Origin of the sequence: Enterobacter sp. MGH85, from assembly GCF_001037655.1 — a bacterium.
Classification (GTDB): domain Bacteria; phylum Pseudomonadota; class Gammaproteobacteria; order Enterobacterales; family Enterobacteriaceae; genus Enterobacter; species Enterobacter intestinihominis.
This window is the reverse complement of sequence record NZ_KQ089925.1, coordinates 577,463-600,000: the sequence shown is the minus strand read 5'-3', so window position 1 is coordinate 600,000 and position 22,538 is coordinate 577,463. Positions and strand designations below refer to the sequence as shown.

Genomic DNA, 22,538 nt, shown 5'->3' with positions numbered 1-22,538 from the left:
CTATCGTTAACTGAATACATAGGTTAACGAGGCGAACCGGGGGAACTGAAACATCTAAGTACCCCGAGGAAAAGAAATCAACCGAGATTCCCCCAGTAGCGGCGAGCGAACGGGGAGCAGCCCGGAGTCTGAATCAGCTTGTGTGTTAGTGGAACGGTCTGGAAAGTCCGACGGTACAGGGTGATAGTCCCGTACACGAAAGCACACTTGCTGTGAACTCGAAGAGTAGGGCGGGACACGTGGTATCCTGTCTGAATATGGGGGGACCATCCTCCAAGGCTAAATACTCCTGACTGACCGATAGTGAACCAGTACCGTGAGGGAAAGGCGAAAAGAACCCCGGCGAGGGGAGTGAAAAAGAACCTGAAACCGTGTACGTACAAGCAGTGGGAGCCTCTTTATGGGGTGACTGCGTACCTTTTGTATAATGGGTCAGCGACTTATATTCTGTAGCAAGGTTAACCGTATAGGGGAGCCGAAGGGAAACCGAGTCTTAACTGGGCGTTAAGTTGCAGGGTATAGACCCGAAACCCGGTGATCTAGCCATGGGCAGGTTGAAGGTTGGGTAACACTAACTGGAGGACCGAACCGACTAATGTTGAAAAATTAGCGGATGACCTGTGGCTGGGGGTGAAAGGCCAATCAAACCGGGAGATAGCTGGTTCTCCCCGAAAGCTATTTAGGTAGCGCCTCGTGAACTCATCTTCGGGGGTAGAGCACTGTTTCGGCTAGGGGGCCATCCCGGCTTACCAACCCGATGCAAACTACGAATACCGAAGAATGTTATCACGGGAGACACACGGCGGGTGCTAACGTCCGTCGTGAAGAGGGAAACAACCCAGACCGCCAGCTAAGGTCCCAAAGTCATGGTTAAGTGGGAAACGATGTGGGAAGGCACAGACAGCCAGGATGTTGGCTTAGAAGCAGCCATCATTTAAAGAAAGCGTAATAGCTCACTGGTCGAGTCGGCCTGCGCGGAAGATGTAACGGGGCTAAACCATGCACCGAAGCTGCGGCAGCGACACTATGTGTTGTTGGGTAGGGGAGCGTTCTGTAAGCCGTTGAAGGTGTGCTGTGAGGCATGCTGGAGGTATCAGAAGTGCGAATGCTGACATAAGTAACGATAAAGCGGGTGAAAAGCCCGCTCGCCGGAAGACCAAGGGTTCCTGTCCAACGTTAATCGGGGCAGGGTGAGTCGACCCCTAAGGCGAGGCCGAAAGGCGTAGTCGATGGGAAACAGGTTAATATTCCTGTACTTGGTGTTACTGCGAAGGGGGGACGGAGAAGGCTATGTCAGCCGGGCGACGGTTGTCCCGGTTTAAGCATGTAGGCGGAGGTTCCAGGTAAATCCGGTACCTTGTTAACGCTGAGGTGTGATGACGAGGCACTACGGTGCTGAAGTGATAAATGCCCTGCTTCCAGGAAAAGCCTCTAAGCATCAGGTAACACGAAATCGTACCCCAAACCGACACAGGTGGTCAGGTAGAGAATACCAAGGCGCTTGAGAGAACTCGGGTGAAGGAACTAGGCAAAATGGTGCCGTAACTTCGGGAGAAGGCACGCTGATGTGTAGGTGAAGTCCCTGCGGACGGAGCTGAAATCAGTCGAAGATACCAGCTGGCTGCAACTGTTTATTAAAAACACAGCACTGTGCAAACACGAAAGTGGACGTATACGGTGTGACGCCTGCCCGGTGCCGGAAGGTTAATTGATGGGGTTAGCGGCAACGCGAAGCTCTTGATCGAAGCCCCGGTAAACGGCGGCCGTAACTATAACGGTCCTAAGGTAGCGAAATTCCTTGTCGGGTAAGTTCCGACCTGCACGAATGGCGTAATGATGGCCAGGCTGTCTCCACCCGAGACTCAGTGAAATTGAACTCGCTGTGAAGATGCAGTGTACCCGCGGCAAGACGGAAAGACCCCGTGAACCTTTACTATAGCTTGACACTGAACACTGGTCCTTGATGTGTAGGATAGGTGGGAGGCTTTGAAGCGTGGACGCCAGTCTGCGTGGAGCCAACCTTGAAATACCACCCTTTAATGGCTGGTGTTCTAACGTAGACCCGTAATCCGGGTTGCGGACAGTGTCTGGTGGGTAGTTTGACTGGGGCGGTCTCCTCCCAAAGAGTAACGGAGGAGCACGAAGGTTGGCTAATCCTGGTCGGACATCAGGAGGTTAGTGCAATGGCATAAGCCAGCTTGACTGCGAGCGTGACGGCGCGAGCAGGTGCGAAAGCAGGTCATAGTGATCCGGTGGTTCTGAATGGAAGGGCCATCGCTCAACGGATAAAAGGTACTCCGGGGATAACAGGCTGATACCGCCCAAGAGTTCATATCGACGGCGGTGTTTGGCACCTCGATGTCGGCTCATCACATCCTGGGGCTGAAGTAGGTCCCAAGGGTATGGCTGTTCGCCATTTAAAGTGGTACGCGAGCTGGGTTTAGAACGTCGTGAGACAGTTCGGTCCCTATCTGCCGTGGGCGCTGGAGAATTGAGGGGGGCTGCTCCTAGTACGAGAGGACCGGAGTGGACGCATCACTGGTGTTCGGGTTGTCATGCCAATGGCACTGCCCGGTAGCTAAATGCGGAAGAGATAAGTGCTGAAAGCATCTAAGCACGAAACTTGCCCCGAGATGAGTTCTCCCTGAGACCTTGAGTCTCCTGAAGGAACGTTGAAGACGACGACGTTGATAGGTCGGGTGTGTAAGCGCAGCGATGCGTTGAGCTAACCGATACTAATGAACCGTGAGGCTTAACCTTACAACGCCGAAGCTGTTTTGGCGAAGAGACAGACACGATTTTCAGCCTGATACAGATTAACAGAATTTGCCTGGCGGCTTTAGCGCGGTGGTCCCACCTGACCCCATGCCGAACTCAGAAGTGAAACGCCGTAGCGCCGATGGTAGTGTGGGGTCTCCCCATGTGAGAGTAGGGAACTGCCAGGCATCAAACAGAAAGAACCCCGTACCGGAAGGTGCGGGGTTTTTTGCTTTGTGCGTTCTGAAAAGTCGGGTGGTGGCCCCACCTTACCCGCCCTACATGCTTTCCCTCCTTGAAACTTTCTCACCTTTCGCTTGCAGACTCGACATTAAGCCCGTTTCTGGGTATCGTTAGCTGTCTGGATGTCTAAACGTTTATACGTATGTTGTGAGGATTTAAGGTTATGCCGATTCGGGTGCAGGACGAGCTACCAGCCGTCAATTTCTTGCGTGAAGAGAATGTCTTCGTCATGACGGCTTCGCGTGCGACAGGTCAGGAAATTCGCCCGCTGAAGGTGCTTATTCTCAATCTGATGCCAAAAAAGATCGAAACGGAGAACCAGTTCCTGCGTTTGCTCTCCAACTCTCCGCTTCAGGTTGATATCCAGCTGCTGCGCATTGACGCCCGTGAGTCACGCAACACGCCTGCTGAGCATCTGAATAACTTCTACTGTAATTTTGAAGATATTCGCGATGAGAATTTCGATGGACTGATCGTCACCGGCGCACCGCTGGGTCTGGTGGAATTTAATGACGTTGCCTACTGGCCACAAATCAGGCAGGTGCTGGAGTGGGCAAAAGATCACGTCACGTCCACCTTATTTGTCTGTTGGGCGGTACAGGCCGCATTGAATATCCTGTATGGTATTCCCAAGCAAACCCGCAGCGACAAACTTTCTGGCGTATACGAACACCACATTCTTCACCCGCATGCGCTGCTGACGCGTGGTTTCGATGACACTTTCCTGGCTCCGCATTCTCGCTACGCCGATTTTCCGGCACAGCTGATCCGCGATTATACCGACCTGGAAATCCTGGCCGAAACGGAAGACGGCGATGCCTACCTGTTCGCCAGTAAAGACAAACGCATCGCGTTCGTTACCGGCCATCCTGAGTACGATCCGCATACCCTCGCGTCAGAGTATTTTCGTGACGTTGAAGCGGGTCTGAATCCGGATGTCCCGTACAACTATTTCCCGAAAAACGATCCGCAAAACACGCCTCGGGCAACCTGGCGTAGTCACGGAAATCTGCTGTTCACTAACTGGCTCAACTATTACGTCTACCAGATTACGCCGTACGATCTGCGCCACATGAATCCGACGCTGGAGTAATCGTCTGCATTAAACGATCCTAAAGCGTTTCAGCTATTCACATCAGGCACCTTCGGGTGCCTTTTTTATTTCCGAAAACCAACTCAACATCGTGAAAAACTTTAATCCCATATTAATCATACAGTTGTGATTGGATATGAATTAAAATGGAAATTGTTTTTGATTTTGGAAAAATTATAGATAGTCTTAATTCTGCTGAGCGAAAACTACACAACGATCTTTCGCTCGCATCGGGGGCGTGATTTTGGATCTTTGATGAGGAGCAGAACGATGACTCAACAGGCAACAACGGTCGATGGACTGACCTTTACCCAGCCGAATGGCGAGCAAGAACAGCAAGTTTTGACGGCAGAAGCGGTAGAGTTTCTGACTGAACTGGTGACTCGCTTTACGCCACAGCGTAATAAACTGCTGGCGGCACGCATTCATCAACAGCAGGAGATCGATAACGGCAAGTTGCCAGGGTTTATTTCGGAAACCGCTTCCATTCGTCATGGTGAATGGAAAATTCGCGGAATCCCTGAAGATTTACAGGATCGTCGCGTAGAGATCACCGGCCCGGTAGAGCGCAAAATGGTGATTAACGCCATGAATGCCAACGTCAAAGTATTTATGGCGGACTTCGAAGATTCCCTCGCGCCGGACTGGCAGAAAGTTATCGACGGGCAGATCAACCTGCGCGACGCCGTCAACGGCACCATCAGCTATACCAACGAAGCCGGTAAAATTTACCAGCTCAAACCGAATCCGGCGGTGCTGATCTGCCGCGTACGCGGTCTGCATTTGCCTGAAAAACACGTCACCTGGCGCGGAGAAGCCATTCCGGGCAGCCTGTTCGACTTTGCGCTGTACTTCTTCCACAACCATAAGAACCTGCTGGCGAAAGGCAGCGGCCCCTATTTCTATCTGCCGAAAACCCAGTCCTGGCAGGAAGCGGCGTGGTGGAGTGAAGTCTTCAGCTACGCAGAAGACCGTTTCAGCCTGCCGCGCGGCACCATTAAGGCTACGCTGCTGATTGAAACCCTGCCAGCCGTATTCCAGATGCATGAGATCCTCCATGCGCTGCGTGACCATATTGTGGGCCTGAACTGCGGCCGCTGGGATTACATCTTCAGCTACATCAAAACCCTGAAAAACCATGCCGACCGGGTATTGCCGGATCGTCAGGTTGTGACCATGGATAAACCGTTCCTCAGCGCCTACTCGCGCCTGCTGATTAAGACCTGCCACAAACGCGGCGCCTTTGCGATGGGCGGCATGGCGGCGTTTATCCCGAGCAAAGACGCAGAGCGTAACAACCAGGTGCTCAACAAGGTGAAAGCCGATAAAGAGCTGGAAGCCCGTAACGGCCACGACGGGACGTGGATTGCCCACCCCGGTCTGGCCGACACGGCGATGGAGGTCTTCAACCGCGTACTCGGCGATAACAAAAACCAGCTGTTTGTCACCCGTGAAGACGATGCGCCAATCGCAGAAGAACAGTTGCTCTCGCCGTGTGCGGGCGAGCGTACGGAAGAGGGCATGCGCGCCAATATTCGCGTCGCCGTGCAGTACATCGAGGCATGGATCTCCGGCAACGGCTGCGTGCCGATCTACGGCCTGATGGAAGATGCCGCCACGGCGGAAATTTCACGTACCTCCATCTGGCAGTGGATCCATCATCAAAAAACGCTCAGCAACGGCAAACCGGTCACCAAAGCCCTGTTCCGTCAGATGCTGGCCGAAGAGATGCGGGTCATCCAGGACGAACTGGGCGAGCACCGCTTCAGCAGCGGGCGTTTTAATGACGCTGCGCGCCTGATGGAGCAAATCACCACCTCTGATGACTTAATCGACTTCCTGACCCTGCCGGGCTACCGCTTCCTGGCGTAATTCACCACATAACAATATGGAGCATCTGCACATGAAAACCCGTACCCAACAGATCGAAGAGTTACAAAAAGAGTGGACCCAACCGCGCTGGGAAGGCATTCGCCGTCCGTACAGCGCAGAGGAAGTGGTGAAGTTACGCGGCTCGGTTAACCCGGAGTGTACGCTGGCGCAGAACGGCGCGGCGAAAATGTGGGATCTGCTGCACGGGGGGTCTAAAAAAGGTTATATCAACAGCCTCGGCGCACTGACTGGCGGTCAGGCATTGCAGCAGGCGAAGGCCGGCATTGAAGCTATCTATCTTTCCGGCTGGCAGGTCGCGGCGGATGCTAACCTGGCCTCCAGCATGTATCCGGATCAATCTCTTTATCCGGCGAACTCGGTGCCGTCAGTGGTAGATCGGATCAACAATACCTTCCGCCGTGCGGATCAGATCCAGTGGGCGGCGGGCATCGAGCCCCACGATCCGCGCTTTACTGATTATTTCCTGCCGATCGTCGCCGATGCGGAAGCCGGTTTCGGCGGTGTGCTGAACGCCTTTGAGCTGATGAAATCGATGATTGAGGCCGGTGCAGCGGCCGTACACTTTGAAGATCAGCTGGCGTCGGTGAAGAAGTGTGGGCATATGGGCGGGAAAGTGCTGGTGCCAACTCAGGAAGCGATCCAGAAGCTGGTTGCCGCGCGTCTGGCTGCTGACGTGCTCGGCGTGCCGACGCTGGTCATTGCTCGTACCGATGCGGACGCAGCGGACCTGATCACCTCTGACTGCGACCCGTACGACAGCGAATTCATCACCGGCGAACGCACCAGCGAAGGGTTCTATCGCACGCATGCCGGTATTGAACAGGCGATCAGCCGCGGCCTGGCGTATGCCCCTTACGCCGACCTGGTCTGGTGTGAAACCTCCACGCCGGATCTGGCGCTGGCGAAGCGCTTTGCCGATGCGATTCATGCGAAATATCCGGGCAAGCTGCTGGCCTATAACTGTTCACCGTCCTTCAACTGGCAAAAAAATCTGGACGACACGACCATCGCCAGCTTCCAGCAGCAGCTGTCGGATATGGGCTACAAGTACCAGTTCATCACCCTGGCGGGTATCCACAGCATGTGGTTCAACATGTTCGACCTGGCGCATGCCTACGCACAGGGCGAAGGCATGAAGCACTATGTTGAGAAGGTACAGCAGCCAGAATTTGCGGCGGGCAAAGAGGGTTACACCTTCGTTTCGCACCAGCAGGAGGTGGGAACCGGCTATTTCGATAATGTGACCACGATTATTCAGGGCGGGGCCTCCTCCGTCACGGCATTAACGGGCTCGACGGAAGAAGCACAGTTCTAATCTTTTCCCCCTCTCCCCCCTCGGGGAGAGGGTTGGGGTGAGGGGGAATATATGTCGCGTGGTCTGGAATTACTGATAGCCCAAACTATTTTGCAGGGCTTCGATGCCCAGTATGGCCGCTTTCTGGAAGTCACATCCGGCGCGCAACAGCGTTTTGAGCACGCCGACTGGCATGCGGTTCAGCAGGCCATGAAGCAGCGTATCCATCTCTATGATCACCACGTAGGTCTGGTGGTGGAACAACTGCGCTGTATCACCGACGGTAAAAGCCCGGATGCGGAATTTTTACTGCGCGTGAAAGAGCATTACACCCATCTGTTACCCGACTACCCGCGCTTCGAGATTGCGGAGAGCTTTTTCAACTCCGTCTATTGCCGGTTATTTGACCACCGCTCATTATCTCCTGAGCGGTTATTTATCTTCAGCTCCCAGCCCGAGCGACGCTTCCGTACCATTCCGCGTCCGCTGGCGAAAGATTTCTTTCCCGATCGCGGCTGGGAAAAGCTCCTGCACCGCGTCTTAACGGATTTGCCGCTGCGCCTGCCGTGGCAGAATAAACCCCGGGATATCGGCTATATCCACGCGTATCTCAGTGAAACCTTCGGCGAGGCGGTGCTCAGCCGCAGCCATTTGCAGGTTGCCAACGAGCTTTTCTACCGCAATAAGGCCGCCTGGCTGGTGGGCAAACTGGTTACGCCGACAGCCATCGTGCCGTTTCTGCTGCCCATTCACCGTACCGACGACGGCGAACTGTTTGTCGATACCTGCCTGACTACCAGCGCTGAGGCGAGTATCGTATTTGGCTTCGCCCGCTCCTATTTCATGGTCTACGCCCCGCTGCCCGCCGCCCTGGTGGAGTGGCTGCGCGAGATCCTGCCGGGCAAAACCACCGCCGAGCTGTATATGGCGATTGGCTGTCAGAAGCATGCCAAAACGGAGAGTTATCGGGAATACCTGCGTTATGTCACCACGGCTGATGAGCAGTTTATCGAAGCGCCGGGTATCCGCGGCATGGTGATGCTGGTCTTCACGCTGCCGGGCTTTGATCGGGTGTTTAAGGTGATTAAGGATAAATTCGCCCCGCAGAAAGAGATGACCGCAGCCCACGTCCGTGCCTGCTATCAGCTGGTAAAAGAGCACGATCGCGTCGGGCGAATGGCCGATACCCAGGAGTTTGAAAACTTTGTGCTGGATAAGCAGCAGATCGATCCGGCGCTAATGACGCTGCTCATGCAGGAAGCGCCGACGAAAATTACCGATCTTGGCGATAAGATTGCGATCAGCCATCTCTACATTGAGCGCCGTATGGTGCCGCTAAATATCTGGCTGGAACAGTCAGAGGGCCAGGCTTTACGTGATGCCATCGAAGAGTACGGCAACGCCATCCGCCAGCTCGCCGCTGCCAATATTTTCCCCGGGGATATGCTGTTTAAAAACTTCGGCGTCACCCGTCACGGGCGGGTGGTGTTCTACGATTACGATGAAATTTGCTACATGACCGAGGTGAACTTCCGCGATATCCCGCCGCCGCGCTACCCGGAAGATGAACTGTCCAGCGAGCCGTGGTACAGCGTCTCGCCGGGCGATGTGTTTCCGGAGGAGTTTCGCCACTGGCTGTGTGCGGACCCACGCATCGGGCCGTTATTTGAAGAGATGCATGCCGATCTGTTCCGCGCCAGCTACTGGCGCGGGCTGCAAGCGCGGATCAAAAACGGGCACGTGGAAGATGTCTACGCTTACCGCCGCAAGCAGCGGTTTTGCATCCGCTTTTCTCCCTCTCCCGCAGGGTAAGGGCATCATGTTTTCTCCCTCTCCCTGTGGGCTGAGGGATCCCCAGTAATTTTTTTATGCAGAAGCAATAAAGTTGCTTTCTAAATGACTGAGGGCTGTCAGCGATGCCCTGGTCCGGCTGTAAATCGCTGAGGCGTTTGCCTTCCGGCCGGGGCGAGGCGCAGGGATGCGCCGAGAGGGCGGCTTTACAGGGACGTTGCCTCCGCCCGTACCCGATAAGCCGGAAGGAATAAGCCGAGGGCACCGCGAAGCGGCGATTTTCCGCCGGGAGCCCGGGTCGCCAGGGTGGTGGCGACTGAGCCACCCTGGCACGTTCACCGGTCATGTCGTTACAGAGTAGCAAGGAACATAAAGTGAACGGAATGACCACCACCGCCGTATGTTCCCCTCACCCTAACCCTCTCCCCGGAGGGGCGAGGGGATTGCTCAGTGCTCGCATTAATTTGTGGGGAACCCTCAGCCCTGTGGGAGAGGGCCGGGGTGAGGGCACCAGACCGCCCTCAATCCTAGCGAATCCCACCATACGCCAGCGTCACCTCTTTTGCGGCCTTAATCACCAGCGCACCCAGCTCGGTGACGCGGTCGTCGGTCATACGTGAAATCGGCCCGGAGATGGAGATGGCGGCAAACGGCTCGCGGTGTTCGTCGAAAATACAGGACGCGAGGCAGCGCAGCCCGAGGGCATGTTCTTCGTCATCAAACGAATAGCCGCGCTTGCGGGTCAGAGCCAGATCTTCTTTCAGATGCACCGGCGACACCAGGGTGGCGTGGGTGTAGGCGTGCAGACCTTTACGGTGCAGCAGACCCGTCACCTGCTCTTCGCTAAGCTGCGAGAGAAACGCTTTCCCTGCGCCAGAGGCATGCATCGGCAGCTTGCCGCCAATCGGTGCGGACATGCGCATCAGCTGCGTACACTGCACCTGGTCGATGATAATCGCCTGATGATCGCTCTGATCCAGCACGGCCAGGTTTACCGTCTCGCCGGACTCCTCCATCAGCTTGCGCAGAATCGGGTGGACAATCGCCAGCAGGTTGCGGCTTTGCAGGAAGCTGCTGCCGACAATAAACGCATGTGCGCCCACCGCCCAGTGTCCCAGCTCGCCCACCTGACGCACGAAGCCCAGCTGCTGCATGGTGGTTAACAGGCGGTGAGTGGTGGAGTTCGGCAGTCCCGCCTGCTGCGCCAGCTCCGTCAGGGCCACGCTACCATGCGATTCGGCTATCCATTCCAGCAGCTTCAGGCCGCGCGTCAGGGATTGAACCTGTCCGCCAGGTTGTGCAGCGGTGGTTGCAGCAGGTTTTCTGCCGCGTTTAGCGGGAACGGTCGTAACCATGACGAACTCCTTTTTCTGTATCGTGGAAATCATTTTCGTTTTATTTGGTGGTTTTGCAACCGCTTTCCTGACTGATCGGAGGAGTGATAGTGAACATGTCTCATGTTACCGCTGTGTGACTTTTCGACCCTTAGAGATTATGCCAGTATGGAACGCAGCCTTTTGGCCATGTTGAACGTTGTCGGGAGCAAGTGTGAGCAGCAAAGTAGAGCAACTGCGTGCGCAGTTAAATGAACGAATTCTGGTGCTGGACGGCGGCATGGGCACCATGATCCAGGGCTATCGTCTGAGTGAAGACGATTTCCGCGGCGAGCGCTTTGCCGACTGGCCTTGTGACCTGAAAGGAAACAATGACCTGCTGGTGTTGAGCAAACCCTCTGTCATCAGGGATATCCATAACGCCTACTTCGAAGCGGGTGCGGATATTGTAGAAACCAACACCTTCAACTCGACAACCATCGCCATGGCGGATTACCAGATGGAATCCCTGTCGGCGGAGATCAACTTTGAAGCGGCGAAACTGGCGCGCGCCTGCGCCGACGAGTGGACGGCCCGCACGCCGGACAAACCGCGCTATGTTGCCGGGGTGCTGGGCCCGACCAACCGCACCGCGTCGATTTCTCCGGACGTGAACGATCCAGCCTTCCGCAATATCACCTTTGACCAACTGGTGGCCGCGTATCGTGAGTCCACTAAAGCGCTGGTGGAAGGCGGTTCCGACCTGATCCTGATTGAAACCGTATTCGACACACTCAACGCCAAAGCCGCAATTTACGCGGTGAAAGAGGAGTTCGAGGCGCTGGGTGTTGACCTGCCGATCATGATTTCCGGCACCATCACCGATGCCTCGGGGCGCACGCTTTCCGGCCAGACAACCGAAGCGTTTTATAACTCTCTGCGCCATGCCGAAGCGCTCTCCTTCGGCCTGAACTGCGCGCTGGGGCCGGACGAGCTGCGCCAGTACGTGCAGGAGCTTTCGCGCATCGCAGAGTGCTACGTCACCGCCCACCCGAACGCCGGTCTGCCGAATGCATTCGGTGAGTACGATCTGGATGCCGATACCATGGCGGCGCAAATACGCGAGTGGGCCGAATCTGGCTTCCTCAACATCGTCGGCGGCTGCTGCGGCACCACGCCGGAGCACATCGCCGCCATGAGCCGCGCCGTCGCCGGGCTTGCACCGCGCAAGTTACCCGAGCTTCCGGTAGCCTGCCGTCTGTCCGGCCTTGAGCCGTTGACCATCGGTGACGACAGCCTGTTTGTGAACGTGGGTGAACGTACCAACGTCACCGGTTCTGCGAAGTTCAAGCGCCTGATCAAAGAAGAGAAGTACAGCGAAGCGCTGGACGTTGCCCGCCAGCAGGTGGAGAGCGGCGCGCAGATTATCGATATCAACATGGACGAGGGGATGCTCGACGCCGAAGCGGCGATGGTGCGTTTCCTCAACCTGATTGCCGGTGAGCCGGATATCGCCCGCGTGCCGATCATGATTGACTCCTCCAAATGGGACGTCATCGAAAAGGGGCTGAAGTGCATTCAGGGCAAAGGCATCGTTAACTCCATCTCAATGAAAGAGGGCGTCGATACCTTTATCCACCACGCGAAGCTGGTGCGTCGCTACGGGGCCGCCGTGGTGGTGATGGCCTTCGATGAAGTGGGCCAGGCCGATACCCGCGAGCGCAAAATTGAGATTTGCCGCCGGGCGTACAAAATTCTGACCGAAGAGGTGGGCTTCCCGCCGGAAGACATTATTTTCGACCCGAACATCTTTGCTGTCGCAACCGGCATTGAAGAGCACAACAACTACGCCCAGGACTTTATCGGCGCGTGTGAAGACATCAAACGCGAGCTACCGCATGCGCTAATTTCCGGCGGCGTGTCGAACGTCTCGTTCTCGTTCCGCGGCAACGACCCGGTGCGTGAGGCCATCCACGCCGTGTTCCTCTACTATGCCATCCGCAACGGGATGGACATGGGGATCGTTAACGCCGGACAGCTGGCGATTTACGACGACCTGCCCGCAGAACTACGCGACGCAGTAGAAGATGTGATCCTCAACCGTCGCGACGACGCCACCGAACGCATGCTGGATCTGGCGGAAAAATACCGCGGCAGTAAAGCTGACGAATCAGCCAACGTTCAGCAGGCCGAATGGCGTTCCTGGGATGTGAGAAAGCGTCTGGAATACTCGCTGGTAAAAGGCATTACTGAGTTCATTGAGCAGGATACCGAGGAAGCGCGTCAGCAGGCAGCCCGTCCGATTGAAGTGATCGAAGGGCCGCTGATGGACGGCATGAACGTGGTCGGCGATCTGTTCGGCGAGGGCAAAATGTTCCTGCCGCAGGTGGTGAAATCCGCCCGCGTCATGAAGCAGGCCGTGGCTTATCTTGAGCCGTTTATCGAAGCCAGCAAAGAGAAGGGCTCCAGTAACGGTAAGATGGTCATTGCCACCGTGAAGGGCGACGTACACGACATCGGCAAAAACATTGTCGGCGTGGTACTGCAATGCAATAACTACGAAATTATCGATCTTGGCGTGATGGTCCCGGCGGATAAAATCCTCAGGACCGCTCGCGAAGTGAATGCGGATCTGATTGGTCTTTCCGGGCTGATTACGCCGTCGCTGGACGAAATGGTCAACGTGGCAAAAGAGATGGAGCGCCAGGGCTTCACTATTCCACTGCTGATTGGCGGGGCAACCACCTCGAAAGCCCACACCGCAGTGAAAATCGAGCAGAACTACAGTGGGCCGACGGTGTATGTCCAAAACGCCTCGCGCACCGTGGGCGTGGTCTCCGCGCTGCTGTCTGACACCCAGCGCGATGACTTTGTCGCCCGCACCCGCAAAGAGTATGAAACCGTCCGCATTCAGCATGGACGTAAGAAACCGCGCACGCCGCCGGTTTCGCTTCAGGCGGCACGCGATAACGATCTGGCGTTCGACTGGTCCAGCTATACGCCGCCGGTCGCGCACCGTCTGGGCGTGCAGGAGGTGACGGCCAGCATCGAAACGCTGCGTAACTACATCGACTGGACGCCGTTCTTCATGACCTGGTCGCTGGCGGGCAAATATCCGCGCATTCTTGAAGATGAGGTAGTAGGCGAAGAGGCGAAACGCCTGTTTAAAGATGCCAACGATATGCTCGACAGACTGAGCGCAGAGAAAGCCCTCAACCCGCGCGGCGTGGTGGGGCTGTTCCCGGCGAACCGCGTGGGCGACGATGTCGAAATTTACCGCGATGAAACCCGCACCCATGTGCTGGCCGTGAGCCACCATCTGCGCCAGCAAACCGAGAAAGTGGGCTTTGCCAACTACTGCCTGGCGGATTTCGTCGCACCGAAACTCTCCGGTAAAGCCGACTATATCGGCGCCTTTGCGGTGACCGGCGGTCTGGAAGAAGACGCGCTGGCGGACGCGTACGACGCACAGCACGATGATTACAACAAAATCATGGTGAAAGCGATTGCCGATCGCCTGGCGGAAGCCTTTGCCGAGTATCTGCATGAGCGCGTACGTAAGGTGCACTGGGGCTACGCGGCGAATGAGAATCTCAGCAACGAGGAGCTGATCCGCGAAAACTACCAGGGCATTCGTCCGGCGCCGGGGTATCCGGCCTGCCCGGAACACACCGAGAAGGGCACTATCTGGAAACTGCTCGACGTGGAAGCGCATACCGGCATGAAACTTACCGAGTCGTTCGCCATGTGGCCGGGCGCGTCCGTTTCCGGCTGGTATTTCAGCCACCCGGACAGCAAGTACTTCGCCGTGGCACAGCTTCAGCGGGATCAGATTGAAGACTACGCCCTGCGAAAAGGCATGAGCGTGTCTGAGGTGGAACGCTGGCTGGCGCCGAATTTAGGCTACGACGCAGACTAACGTCACTTTTCCTTACAACAAACAGGGCACCGCTATGGTGCCTTGTCTCTTTCTTACGTTTAAACCCTTATACTGAACCTAAGGAAAATGAATAACGATAAGGAGGAAAACCCACTGTGTTGACGTTGTTACACCTGCTCTCCGCAGTCGCACTGCTGGTATGGGGCACCCATATCGTTCGTACCGGCGTGATGCGCGTGTTTGGCGCACGTTTACGTACCGTTCTCAGCGGCAGCGTTGAGAAGAAGCCGCTCGCCTTCTGTGCGGGTATTGGCGTCACGGCGCTGGTGCAAAGCAGCAACGCCACCACTATGCTCGTCACCTCGTTCGTGGCGCAGGATCTAGTGGCGCTCGCCCCGGCGCTGGTGATTGTCCTTGGCGCCGACGTCGGTACCGCGCTGATGGCACGTATCCTGACCTTCGATCTCTCCTGGCTGTCGCCGCTGCTGATTTTTATTGGCGTCATTTTCTTCCTCGGCCGTAAGCAAAGCCGTGCCGGGCAGCTTGGCCGCGTCGGTATTGGCCTCGGGCTGATCCTGCTAGCGCTGGAGCTGATTGTGCAGGCAGTTACGCCGATTACCCAGGCCAACGGTGTGCAGGTCATTTTCGCCTCGTTAACCGGCGATATTATGCTGGATGCGCTGATCGGCGCGGTGTTTGCCATTGTCAGCTACTCCAGCCTGGCGGCCGTGTTGCTGACGGCCACGCTAACCGCTGCGGGCGCGATCTCTTTCCCGGTGGCGCTATGCCTGGTCATCGGTGCGAATCTTGGCTCTGGCCTGCTGGCGATGCTCAACAACAGCGCAGCCAATGCTGCCGCCCGCCGGGTGGCACTGGGGAGTTTGCTCTTCAAGCTGGTGGGTAGCCTGATCATTCTGCCGTTTGTGCACCCGCTGGCGAACCTGATGGACAACCTCTCTCTGCCGAAAGCGGAGCTGGTGATCTACTTTCACGTCTTCTACAACCTGGTACGCTGTCTGGCGATGGTGCCGTTTGCCGCGCCGATGGCCCGCTTCTGCGAGCGGCTAATTCGTGATGAACCGGAGCTGGACGCGCGCCTTAAACCGAAGCATCTGGACACCTCGGTGCTGGACACGCCCGCGCTGGCCATCGCGAATGCCGCCCGCGAAACGCTGCGCATGGGTGACGCGATGGAAACCATGCTGGAAGGGTTGCAAAAGGTGATGCACGGCGAGCCGCGCGAAGAAAAAGAGCTGCGCAGGCTGGCGGACGATATCAACGTGCTGTATACCGCCATCAAGCTCTATCTGGCGCGGATCCCACAGGACGAGCTGGCGGAAGAGGAGTCGCGCCGCTGGGCGGAAATCATTGAGATGTCGCTTAACCTGGAGCAGGCTTCGGATATTGTCGAGCGTATGGGCAGTGAAATCGCAGACAAATCCCTGGCCGCACGTCGGGCGTTTTCTGTCGAAGGGCTGAAGGAGCTGGAAGCGCTCCACGAACAGCTGGTCAGCAACCTGAAGCTGGCGATGTCGGTCTTCTTCTCCAGCGACGTGCCGAGCGCGCGCCGCCTGCGCCGCAACAAGCACCGTTTCCGCATCCTCAACCGGCGCTACTCGCACGCCCACGTTGAGCGTCTGCACCAGCAGAACGTGCAGAGTATCGAAACCAGCTCGCTCCACCTGGGGCTGCTGGGCGATATGAAGCGTCTTAACTCGTTATTCTGTGCGGTGGCATACAGCGTGATGGAGCAGCCGGATGAAGACGATGAGCGGGATGAGTATTAATCTCTGAAAGCGCCTCGCAAAACGGTTTTGTGAGGCGTGACTCCCCATAAAGAGCAATTTATTCTTCAACCCTTGCATTTTTAAGGGAATAGGAAGTGCTCATTTATTACGCTACACTTCGCCAGTTCATGCGCATTCCAATGGGGTTCTCATGCGCGGTGCTAATAGTATTAAAAAATCAGTGAATGTTTCCCTGTCGCAGGACATCCTTGAAGAGGCGCGAAGGCTTAAACTTAACCTTTCTGCCGTGCTAACGGCGGCTTTGCAGGAGCAATTTCGTGAACATCGGCGCGCAGAGTGGCTTGAAGAAAATAAAGCTTCTATTGACGCCATTAACCAGTGGGTTGATGAAAACGGCTCCTTTAGTGACTTTCAGAGGTCGTTCTGATGAAGCATGTACTGGTCGCTCCCGCCGTTGAGGTCGCGGGAAAACCCTGCGTGGTGATGATGCACATGATGGCAGGCATATCGCTAAAAGAGTTAGGTGAACGCGTTGCCGATCTTACTAACAGCAGTGCTTCATTGCGGGATGCACTCGATTTTCTGATCAGCGGTTACTAGGACTTTTTTGTCAGGCGCAAGGTAAGGTATATTTCGCCCTTCACAGGAGAAACTATGCTGCCAACTCAATCAACCCGATTAAACAAATACATTAGCGAGAGCGGGATCTGCTCACGTCGCGAGGCTGACCGTTACATTGAACAGGGTAACGTGTTTCTTAACGGCAAACGCGCCACCATTGGCGATCAGGTGGTACCTGGCGATGTGGTGAAAGTGAATGGTCAGGTCATCGAACCGCGTGATGCCGAAGACCTGGTGTTTATCGCGTTGAACAAACCGGTTGGGATTGTCAGCACCACGGAAGATGGCGAGCGGGACAACATTGTTGATTTCGTGAACCACAGCAGCCGCATTTTCCCGATTGGCCGTCTGGATAAAGACTCTCAGGGGCTGATTTTCCTCACCAACCACGGCGATCTGGTCAACAAAATTCTGCGTGCCGGTAACGACCACGAGAAAGAGTACATCGTGACGGTGAACAAGCCGGTGACGGACGAGTTTATCCGCGGAATGGGCGCTGGCGTGCCGATTCTGGGCACCGTGACGAAGAAGTGTAAAGTCAAAAAAGAAGCACCGTTCGCGTTCCGCATCACGCTGGTTCAGGGCCTGAACCGCCAGATCCGCCGCATGTGCGAGTACTTCGGTTATGAAGTGACGAAGCTGGAACGCACGCGCATCATGAACGTCAGCCTGTCCGGCATCCCGCTGGGCGAGTGGCGTGACTTAACGGATGATGAGCTGATCGAGCTGTTCAAACTTATCGAGAACTCCTCGTCCGAAGCGAAGCCGAAAGCTAAAGCCAAACCGAAAACGCAGGCAATTAAGCGTCCGGTGGTGAAGGCACCGCAGGCGGAAGAGAAAGGGCGAGGCAAGCCGGGCAACGGAAAACGCTTTACCCAGCCGGGGCGCAAAAAGAAAGGGCGCTGATTAGCGCCTTCCACGGGTTGATGTGCTGGCGGACCAGGAAAAAGTCGCCTCTGCGTCGGGTTTATACGCCTGCTCTTTTTTCAGCTTGCGGGCTTTTTTCGCCGCGGCATCACGTTGCGCCATCAGCTTATCGATGTACTCTTTTTTAACCTGATTGGTTTCGGCGTTCGTCAGCGTGCGGCCATGCGCGATGCGGGCGCGGTCGAGAAGCGTTTTAAGTTCGCGCTGCTCGGCTTCGGTCATGTCTTTCTGGGTCAAACGTGGTGTAGCCATTGCTGAAGCCTCCTGATGGGGAGGCTTCAGTGTAAAGCAAGCCGGGTCAATTAACCCTGTTTCACCGCATCTTTTTTCGGTTGGTCATCAATCGGCTTACCGGACCAGTACCCTGCTAACAGCGAACCGGACAGGTTGTGCCAGACGGAGAACAGCGCTCCCGGTAGCGCCGCCAGCGGTGAGAAGTAAATTTTACCCAGCGCCGCCGCCAGGCCAGAGTTCTGCATCCCCACTTCGATCGCCAGCGTGCGGCAGGTGGATTCGTCGAAACCAAACAGCTTTCCGCCCCAGTATCCGCCCAGCAGACCAATGGTGTTATGCAGCACAACCGCGACGATCACTACAAAGCCCACCGAAGCAATGTGCGATGCGGAACCGGCTACCACGGCGCTGATAATGGCAAGAATGCAGACCATCGAAAACGCGGGCAGATACGGCTCAACCGCTTTCACCACCCGCGGGAAGAGATGGTGGATCACCAGTCCCAGCGCAATCGGGATCACCACGATTTGCAGAATGCTGAGCAGCATGCCCATCACATCCACCTGGATATGCGCGTCCACGTACAGGCGGGTTAACAGCGGCGTGGCAATCACGCCCACCAGCGTGGAAACGGAAGAGATAGTGACGGAGAGCGCCACGTCGCCTTTCGCCAGATAGATCATGACGTTAGATGCCGTGCCGCTGGCGACGCTCCCCACCAGCACCATCCCGGCGGAAAGGTCGGGCGGCATCTTAAAGGCCATCGCCAGCAGCCAGGCCGCGAGCGGCATCACCAGGTAGTGCAGGAAAATCCCTGCGGCAACCGGTGCCGGGCGAGACAGCACGCGTTTGAAATCGTCAATTTTTAGATGCACGCCCATGCCGAACATAATCAGCATCAGTAGCGTGGTGACCCACGGACCAATGCCCGTGAACGTGGTGGGAGTGTAATACGCGAGTACGGAGAGCAGCAGCGCCCATAACGGGAACAGCCGGGTGATAGCGGAGAGCATAGTGAATTCCTTGCAGTATTGTCGTGTTGTTTTGTTATAAAAAAGCCGGGTCTGTGCCCGGCTTATGGATAATGTTTATCGTGCTAACGAATTTTATTCAAACAAATTCTGATGAAGTTTCTGCACAACCTGCTCGGCCTGATCGGCAGGGACCAGGAAGCAGAGGTTGTAGCTGGACGCGCCGTAGCAAATCATGCGGATGCTGAACGGGTCGAGCACGCCGAACACCTCTTTGCCCACGCCGCACGCGCGCGACAGCTTATTACCGATGATGGCAACCAGCGCCAGATCTTCTTCCACCTCCACGCGGCACAGCTCGGAAAGCTCAATCAGCAGCGACTGCGTCAGCAGGGTGTCGCCGGTAGAGGTGGAGCCGGTGGTGTCGAGCGTCAGCGCAATGCTGACTTCTGACGTGGTGATCAGGTCCACGGAGATATTGTGGCGCGCCAGGATGCCAAACACTTCCGCCAGGAATCCGCGGGAGTGCAGCATATTATGGCTGTGCAGGGTAACCAGCGTCTGCTTACGACGCAGGGCCAGCGCGCGGAACAGCGGCGGGTTCTCGGTTTTCTTGCAGACCAGCGTCCCGCCCGCCTTTGGATCTTTACTGGAGCCAACGAAGACCGGAATGTCGCTGCGCACGGCGGGCAGCAGCGTGGCCGGATGCAGCACTTTCGCGCCGAAGGTGGCCATTTCAGCCGCTTCTTCAAAGGCGATCACGTCAATGCGTTTTGCCGCAGAGACCACGCGCGGGTCGGTGGTGTAAATGCCCGGCACGTCCGTCCAGATATCCACGCGGGTGGCATGCAGGGCTTCACCCAGCAGGGCGGCGGTATAGTCGCTGCCGCCACGGCCCAGCGTGGTTGTGCGCCCTTTGGCTTCGCTGCCGATAAAGCCCTGGGTGATCACTATGCCTTCATCCAGACGCGGGGCAAGCTGCTGGTTAGTGAGCTCTGCCAAAGCTTCAACGTCCGGCTCGGCGCGGCCAAAGCGGTCGCTGGTGCGCATTACTTTACGCACGTCGAACCACTGCGCCTGAATATTGCGCTCGCGCATGATCTCAACGAACAGCAGGGTGGACATCAGTTCGCCGTGGCTGACCAGTTCATCGGTTAGGGCGGTAGAGGTTGCCAGTGAAGCGGCTTCTGCCAGGGTAGTGATATTTTCCAGCAGGCGTTCCACTTCCTCACGAATGACGTTCGGGTTTTGCAGACGCTCAAGGATGTCGAACTGAATTTTGCGCAGTGCATCCAGCTTCACGAAACGCTCGGTCGCTTCCAGTCCTTCAGACAAAGAAACCAGCAGGTTCGTCACGCCGGCTGAGGCGGAGAGCACCACCAGGCGGGTATTCGCATCGGCCAGCACCACATCGGCGCTGCGGTTCATGGCAGCGTAGTCTGCCACACTGGTGCCGCCAAACTTGGCGACCACAAAACTCGTCATAACAACCTCGTGTCAGGGAATGAATAGAGCGACCTTGGCACAAGAATGAAGCGAGAACAGGTGCAGGCGCAAAATACGGCCCTATAAATAAAATGCGGGGGAGGTCCTGTCAATGCTGGGATTATGCGGATTTTTCATGGGGGGGTACCCCTCAGAAACAGGACTTATAACAGGCCCATATTTTATGCTCCTTTTTACCCCTTTTTGACCAACATTTCGCCACGCCGGAAGGGCGCGACAGCAGCTATACTTTTCGGGTCTTTTCACCTGCGTTTGATGCAGACCAGGGCAATGGCATAAAAACCATCACAATTTTTATTTGCAGGCGCTACAATCGACCGCAGTCACAATTCTCAAATCAGAAGAGTATTGCTATGAAAAACATCAACCCAACGCAGACCGCTGCATGGCAGGCACTACAGAAACATTTTGATGAAATGAAAGACGTCACTATCGCGGATCTGTTCGCGAAAGATGCCGATCGTTTCAGCAAGTTTTCCGCCACCTTCGATGACCTGATGCTGGTGGATTTCTCCAAGAACCGTATCACCGAAGAGACGCTGGCGAAGCTGCAAGATCTGGCGAAAGAGACTGAGCTGGCAGATGCCATCAAATCCATGTTCTCCGGTGAGAAGATCAACCGCACCGAAGACCGTGCCGTGCTGCACGTGGCGCTGCGCAACCGTAGCAATACTCCAATTATCGTTGACGGCAAAGATGTGATGCCGGAAGTGAACGCGGTGCTGGAAAAGATGAAAACCTTCTCTGAAGCGATCATCTCAGGTCAGTGGAAAGGCTACACCGGCAAAGCGATCACCGACGTCGTAAACATCGGTATCGGCGGCTCTGACCTCGGCCCGTTTATGGTGACCGAGGCGCTGCGCCCGTACAAAAACCATCTCAACATGCACTTCGTGTCCAACGTCGATGGGACTCACATCGCTGAAGTGCTGAAAAAGGTGAACCCGGAAACCACGCTGTTCCTGGTGGCGTCTAAAACCTTCACCACTCAGGAAACCATGACCAACGCCCACAGCGCGCGCGACTGGTTCCTGAAAACCGCGGGCGACGAAAAGCACGTGGCGAAACACTTCGCGGCGCTGTCCACCAACGGTAAAGCGGTGGGTGAGTTCGGTATTGATACTGCGAACATGTTTGAATTCTGGGACTGGGTAGGTGGCCGCTACTCACTGTGGTCTGCGATCGGTCTGTCCATCATCCTGTCCGTCGGCTTCGACAACTTCGTTGAGCTGCTCTCCGGCGCGCACGCGATGGACAAACACTTCTCCACCACCGCGCCTGAGAAAAACCTGCCAGTGCTGCTGGCGCTGATTGGGATCTGGTACAACAACTTCTTCGGCGCTGAAACCGAAGCGATTCTCCCGTACGACCAGTATATGCACCGCTTTGCGGCCTACTTCCAGCAGGGCAACATGGAATCCAACGGTAAATACGTTGACCGTAACGGTAACGCGGTGGATTATCAGACTGGCCCAATCATCTGGGGCGAGCCGGGCACCAACGGTCAGCACGCGTTCTACCAGCTGATCCATCAGGGCACCAAAATGGTACCGTGCGATTTCATCGCCCCGGCGATTACGCACAACCCGCTGTCCGACCACCATCCGAAGCTGCTGTCTAACTTCTTCGCCCAGACCGAAGCGCTGGCGTTCGGTAAATCCCGCGAGGTGGTTGAGCAGGAGTACCGTGACCAGGGTAAAGATCCGGCTACGCTGGAACACGTTGTGCCGTTCAAAGTGTTCGAAGGCAACCGTCCAACTAACTCCATTCTGCTGCGTGAAATTACGCCGTTCAGCCTGGGCGCGCTGATTGCCCTCTACGAGCACAAGATCTTCACTCAGGGCGCTATTCTGAACATCTTCACCTTTGACCAGTGGGGCGTTGAGCTGGGCAAACAGCTGGCAAACCGCATTCTGCCAGAGCTGGGTGACGATAAAGCAATCGACAGCCACGACAGCTCCACCAATGGTCTGATTAACCGTTATAAAGCATGGCGTGCGTAATAAATATGTCATGAACAATGCCGGCGATATGCCGGCATTTTTTTATCGGATAATTCCTGATGTCTGTTAGTTATCTCAAATTCTGAATCTGAGTTTAATCCGAAAAACACGGTTACCCCGTTAATTGCTGAGGGTTATTTTAAGAAAATACGGAGTGATACTTTAATGGGTTTATATTATAACTGTTTGATAATGAATGGTTATCTATTTCAATAATTCTTTTTTCTTTTCATTTTTAACCATTAGTCTGAAAACCTCATCCCT

The 22,538-nt window shown here is 55.8% G+C and carries 13 protein-coding genes, 2 rRNA genes and 1 pseudogene (1 of these 16 cut by a window edge); 12 read left to right on the top strand and 4 right to left on the bottom strand.

Annotated elements, in window-relative coordinates:
* The 6 genes from SK51_RS25825 to aceK all read left to right on the top strand — a co-directional run.
* Window positions 1-2,760: ribosomal RNA gene (locus SK51_RS25825) — 23S ribosomal RNA — on the top strand (it extends 791 nt beyond the left edge of the window).
* Window positions 2,761-2,829: 69 nt separating this feature from the next.
* Window positions 2,830-2,945 (top strand): 5S ribosomal RNA (gene rrf / locus SK51_RS02745).
* A 218-nt stretch (window positions 2,946-3,163) separates the two neighbouring features.
* Window positions 3,164-4,093, top strand: coding sequence for a homoserine O-acetyltransferase MetA (gene metA / locus SK51_RS02740; RefSeq protein WP_022646716.1), 930 nt, complete (start codon window positions 3,164-3,166; stop codon window positions 4,091-4,093).
* 270 nt (window positions 4,094-4,363) lie between these two features.
* Window positions 4,364-5,965: a malate synthase A gene (aceB, locus tag SK51_RS02735; RefSeq protein ID WP_023305250.1), complete on the top strand. Its 1,602-nt coding sequence runs from the start codon at window positions 4,364-4,366 to the stop codon at window positions 5,963-5,965.
* Window positions 5,966-5,996: 31 nt separating this feature from the next.
* Window positions 5,997-7,301, top strand: a complete 1,305-nt coding sequence (aceA, locus tag SK51_RS02730; RefSeq protein WP_023305251.1) for an isocitrate lyase — start codon at window positions 5,997-5,999, stop codon at window positions 7,299-7,301.
* A gap of 51 nt (window positions 7,302-7,352) precedes the next feature.
* Window positions 7,353-9,092, top strand: coding sequence for a bifunctional isocitrate dehydrogenase kinase/phosphatase (gene aceK / locus SK51_RS02725; RefSeq protein WP_022646719.1), 1,740 nt, complete (start codon window positions 7,353-7,355; stop codon window positions 9,090-9,092).
* A 506-nt stretch (window positions 9,093-9,598) separates the two neighbouring features.
* Here the strand turns inward: aceK and iclR are convergent.
* Complete coding sequence (gene iclR, locus SK51_RS02720) at window positions 9,599-10,426, bottom strand: glyoxylate bypass operon transcriptional repressor IclR (RefSeq protein WP_022646720.1); 828 nt, start codon at window positions 10,424-10,426, stop codon at window positions 9,599-9,601.
* A 193-nt stretch (window positions 10,427-10,619) separates the two neighbouring features.
* Here iclR and metH point away from each other — a divergent pair, with 193 nt between their 5' ends.
* The 5 genes and pseudogenes from metH to rluF all read left to right on the top strand — a co-directional run bounded on the left by metH (window position 10,620) and on the right by rluF (window position 17,539).
* The gene (metH, locus tag SK51_RS02715; protein WP_023299082.1) at window positions 10,620-14,303 is read left to right on the top strand and encodes a methionine synthase; all 3,684 of its coding nucleotides are present in this window, start codon (window positions 10,620-10,622) and stop codon (window positions 14,301-14,303) included.
* A gap of 116 nt (window positions 14,304-14,419) precedes the next feature.
* On the top strand, window positions 14,420-16,051 hold the full coding sequence (locus tag SK51_RS02710; protein WP_022646722.1) for a Na/Pi cotransporter family protein: 1,632 nt from the start codon (window positions 14,420-14,422) through the stop codon (window positions 16,049-16,051).
* Window positions 16,052-16,146: 95 nt separating this feature from the next.
* Window positions 16,147-16,439, top strand: a pseudogene (locus SK51_RS02705) (type II toxin-antitoxin system CcdA family antitoxin).
* The gene (locus SK51_RS02700) at window positions 16,439-16,612 is read left to right on the top strand and encodes a CcdB family protein (RefSeq protein ID WP_022646724.1); all 174 of its coding nucleotides are present in this window, start codon (window positions 16,439-16,441) and stop codon (window positions 16,610-16,612) included. The pseudogene SK51_RS02705 and the gene SK51_RS02700 overlap by 1 nt, the downstream one beginning before the upstream one ends.
* 54 nt (window positions 16,613-16,666) lie before the next feature.
* Window positions 16,667-17,539 carry a 23S rRNA pseudouridine(2604) synthase RluF gene (gene rluF, locus SK51_RS02695; RefSeq protein ID WP_022646725.1) on the top strand — a complete coding sequence of 291 codons (873 nt, stop codon included), beginning with the start codon at window positions 16,667-16,669 and terminating at the stop codon, window positions 17,537-17,539.
* Here the strand turns inward: rluF and SK51_RS02690 are convergent, their stop codons facing one another.
* The 3 genes from SK51_RS02690 to lysC all read right to left on the bottom strand — a co-directional run bounded on the left by SK51_RS02690 (window position 17,540) and on the right by lysC (window position 20,250).
* Window positions 17,540-17,812 (bottom strand): YjbD family protein, encoded by a 273-nt coding sequence (locus SK51_RS02690; RefSeq protein WP_017382612.1) that lies wholly within the window; start codon window positions 17,810-17,812, stop codon window positions 17,540-17,542.
* 50 nt (window positions 17,813-17,862) lie between these two features.
* Window positions 17,863-18,807, bottom strand: coding sequence for a ketopantoate/pantoate/pantothenate transporter PanS (panS, locus tag SK51_RS02685; protein WP_023295757.1), 945 nt, complete (start codon window positions 18,805-18,807; stop codon window positions 17,863-17,865).
* 93 nt (window positions 18,808-18,900) lie between these two features.
* Window positions 18,901-20,250, bottom strand: a complete 1,350-nt coding sequence (lysC, locus tag SK51_RS02680; RefSeq protein ID WP_023305254.1) for a lysine-sensitive aspartokinase 3 — start codon at window positions 20,248-20,250, stop codon at window positions 18,901-18,903.
* Window positions 20,251-20,624: 374 nt separating this feature from the next.
* On the opposite strand from lysC, the gene pgi reads away from it, so the two are divergent.
* The gene (pgi, locus tag SK51_RS02675) at window positions 20,625-22,274 is read left to right on the top strand and encodes a glucose-6-phosphate isomerase (RefSeq protein WP_022646728.1); all 1,650 of its coding nucleotides are present in this window, start codon (window positions 20,625-20,627) and stop codon (window positions 22,272-22,274) included.
* The last annotated feature ends 264 nt before the right edge of the window (window positions 22,275-22,538 follow it).

Excerpts from the sequence above, each read along its gene's own strand:
- metA (WP_022646716.1), top strand. The coding sequence starts at position 3,164 with ATGCCGATTCGGGTGCAGGACGAGCTACCAGCCGTCAATTTCTTGCGT.
- aceB (WP_023305250.1), top strand. The coding sequence starts at position 4,364 with ATGACTCAACAGGCAACAACGGTCGATGGACTGACCTTTACCCAGCCG.
- aceA (WP_023305251.1), top strand. The coding sequence starts at position 5,997 with ATGAAAACCCGTACCCAACAGATCGAAGAGTTACAAAAAGAGTGGACC.
- aceK (WP_022646719.1), top strand. The coding sequence starts at position 7,353 with ATGTCGCGTGGTCTGGAATTACTGATAGCCCAAACTATTTTGCAGGGC.
- iclR (WP_022646720.1), bottom strand. The coding sequence starts at position 10,426 with ATGGTTACGACCGTTCCCGCTAAACGCGGCAGAAAACCTGCTGCAACC.
- SK51_RS02700 (WP_022646724.1), top strand. The coding sequence starts at position 16,439 with ATGAAGCATGTACTGGTCGCTCCCGCCGTTGAGGTCGCGGGAAAACCC.
- rluF (WP_022646725.1), top strand. The coding sequence starts at position 16,667 with ATGCTGCCAACTCAATCAACCCGATTAAACAAATACATTAGCGAGAGC.
- SK51_RS02690 (WP_017382612.1), bottom strand. The coding sequence starts at position 17,812 with ATGGCTACACCACGTTTGACCCAGAAAGACATGACCGAAGCCGAGCAG.
- panS (WP_023295757.1), bottom strand. The coding sequence starts at position 18,807 with ATGCTCTCCGCTATCACCCGGCTGTTCCCGTTATGGGCGCTGCTGCTC.
- lysC (WP_023305254.1), bottom strand. The coding sequence starts at position 20,250 with ATGACGAGTTTTGTGGTCGCCAAGTTTGGCGGCACCAGTGTGGCAGAC.
- pgi (WP_022646728.1), top strand. The coding sequence starts at position 20,625 with ATGAAAAACATCAACCCAACGCAGACCGCTGCATGGCAGGCACTACAG.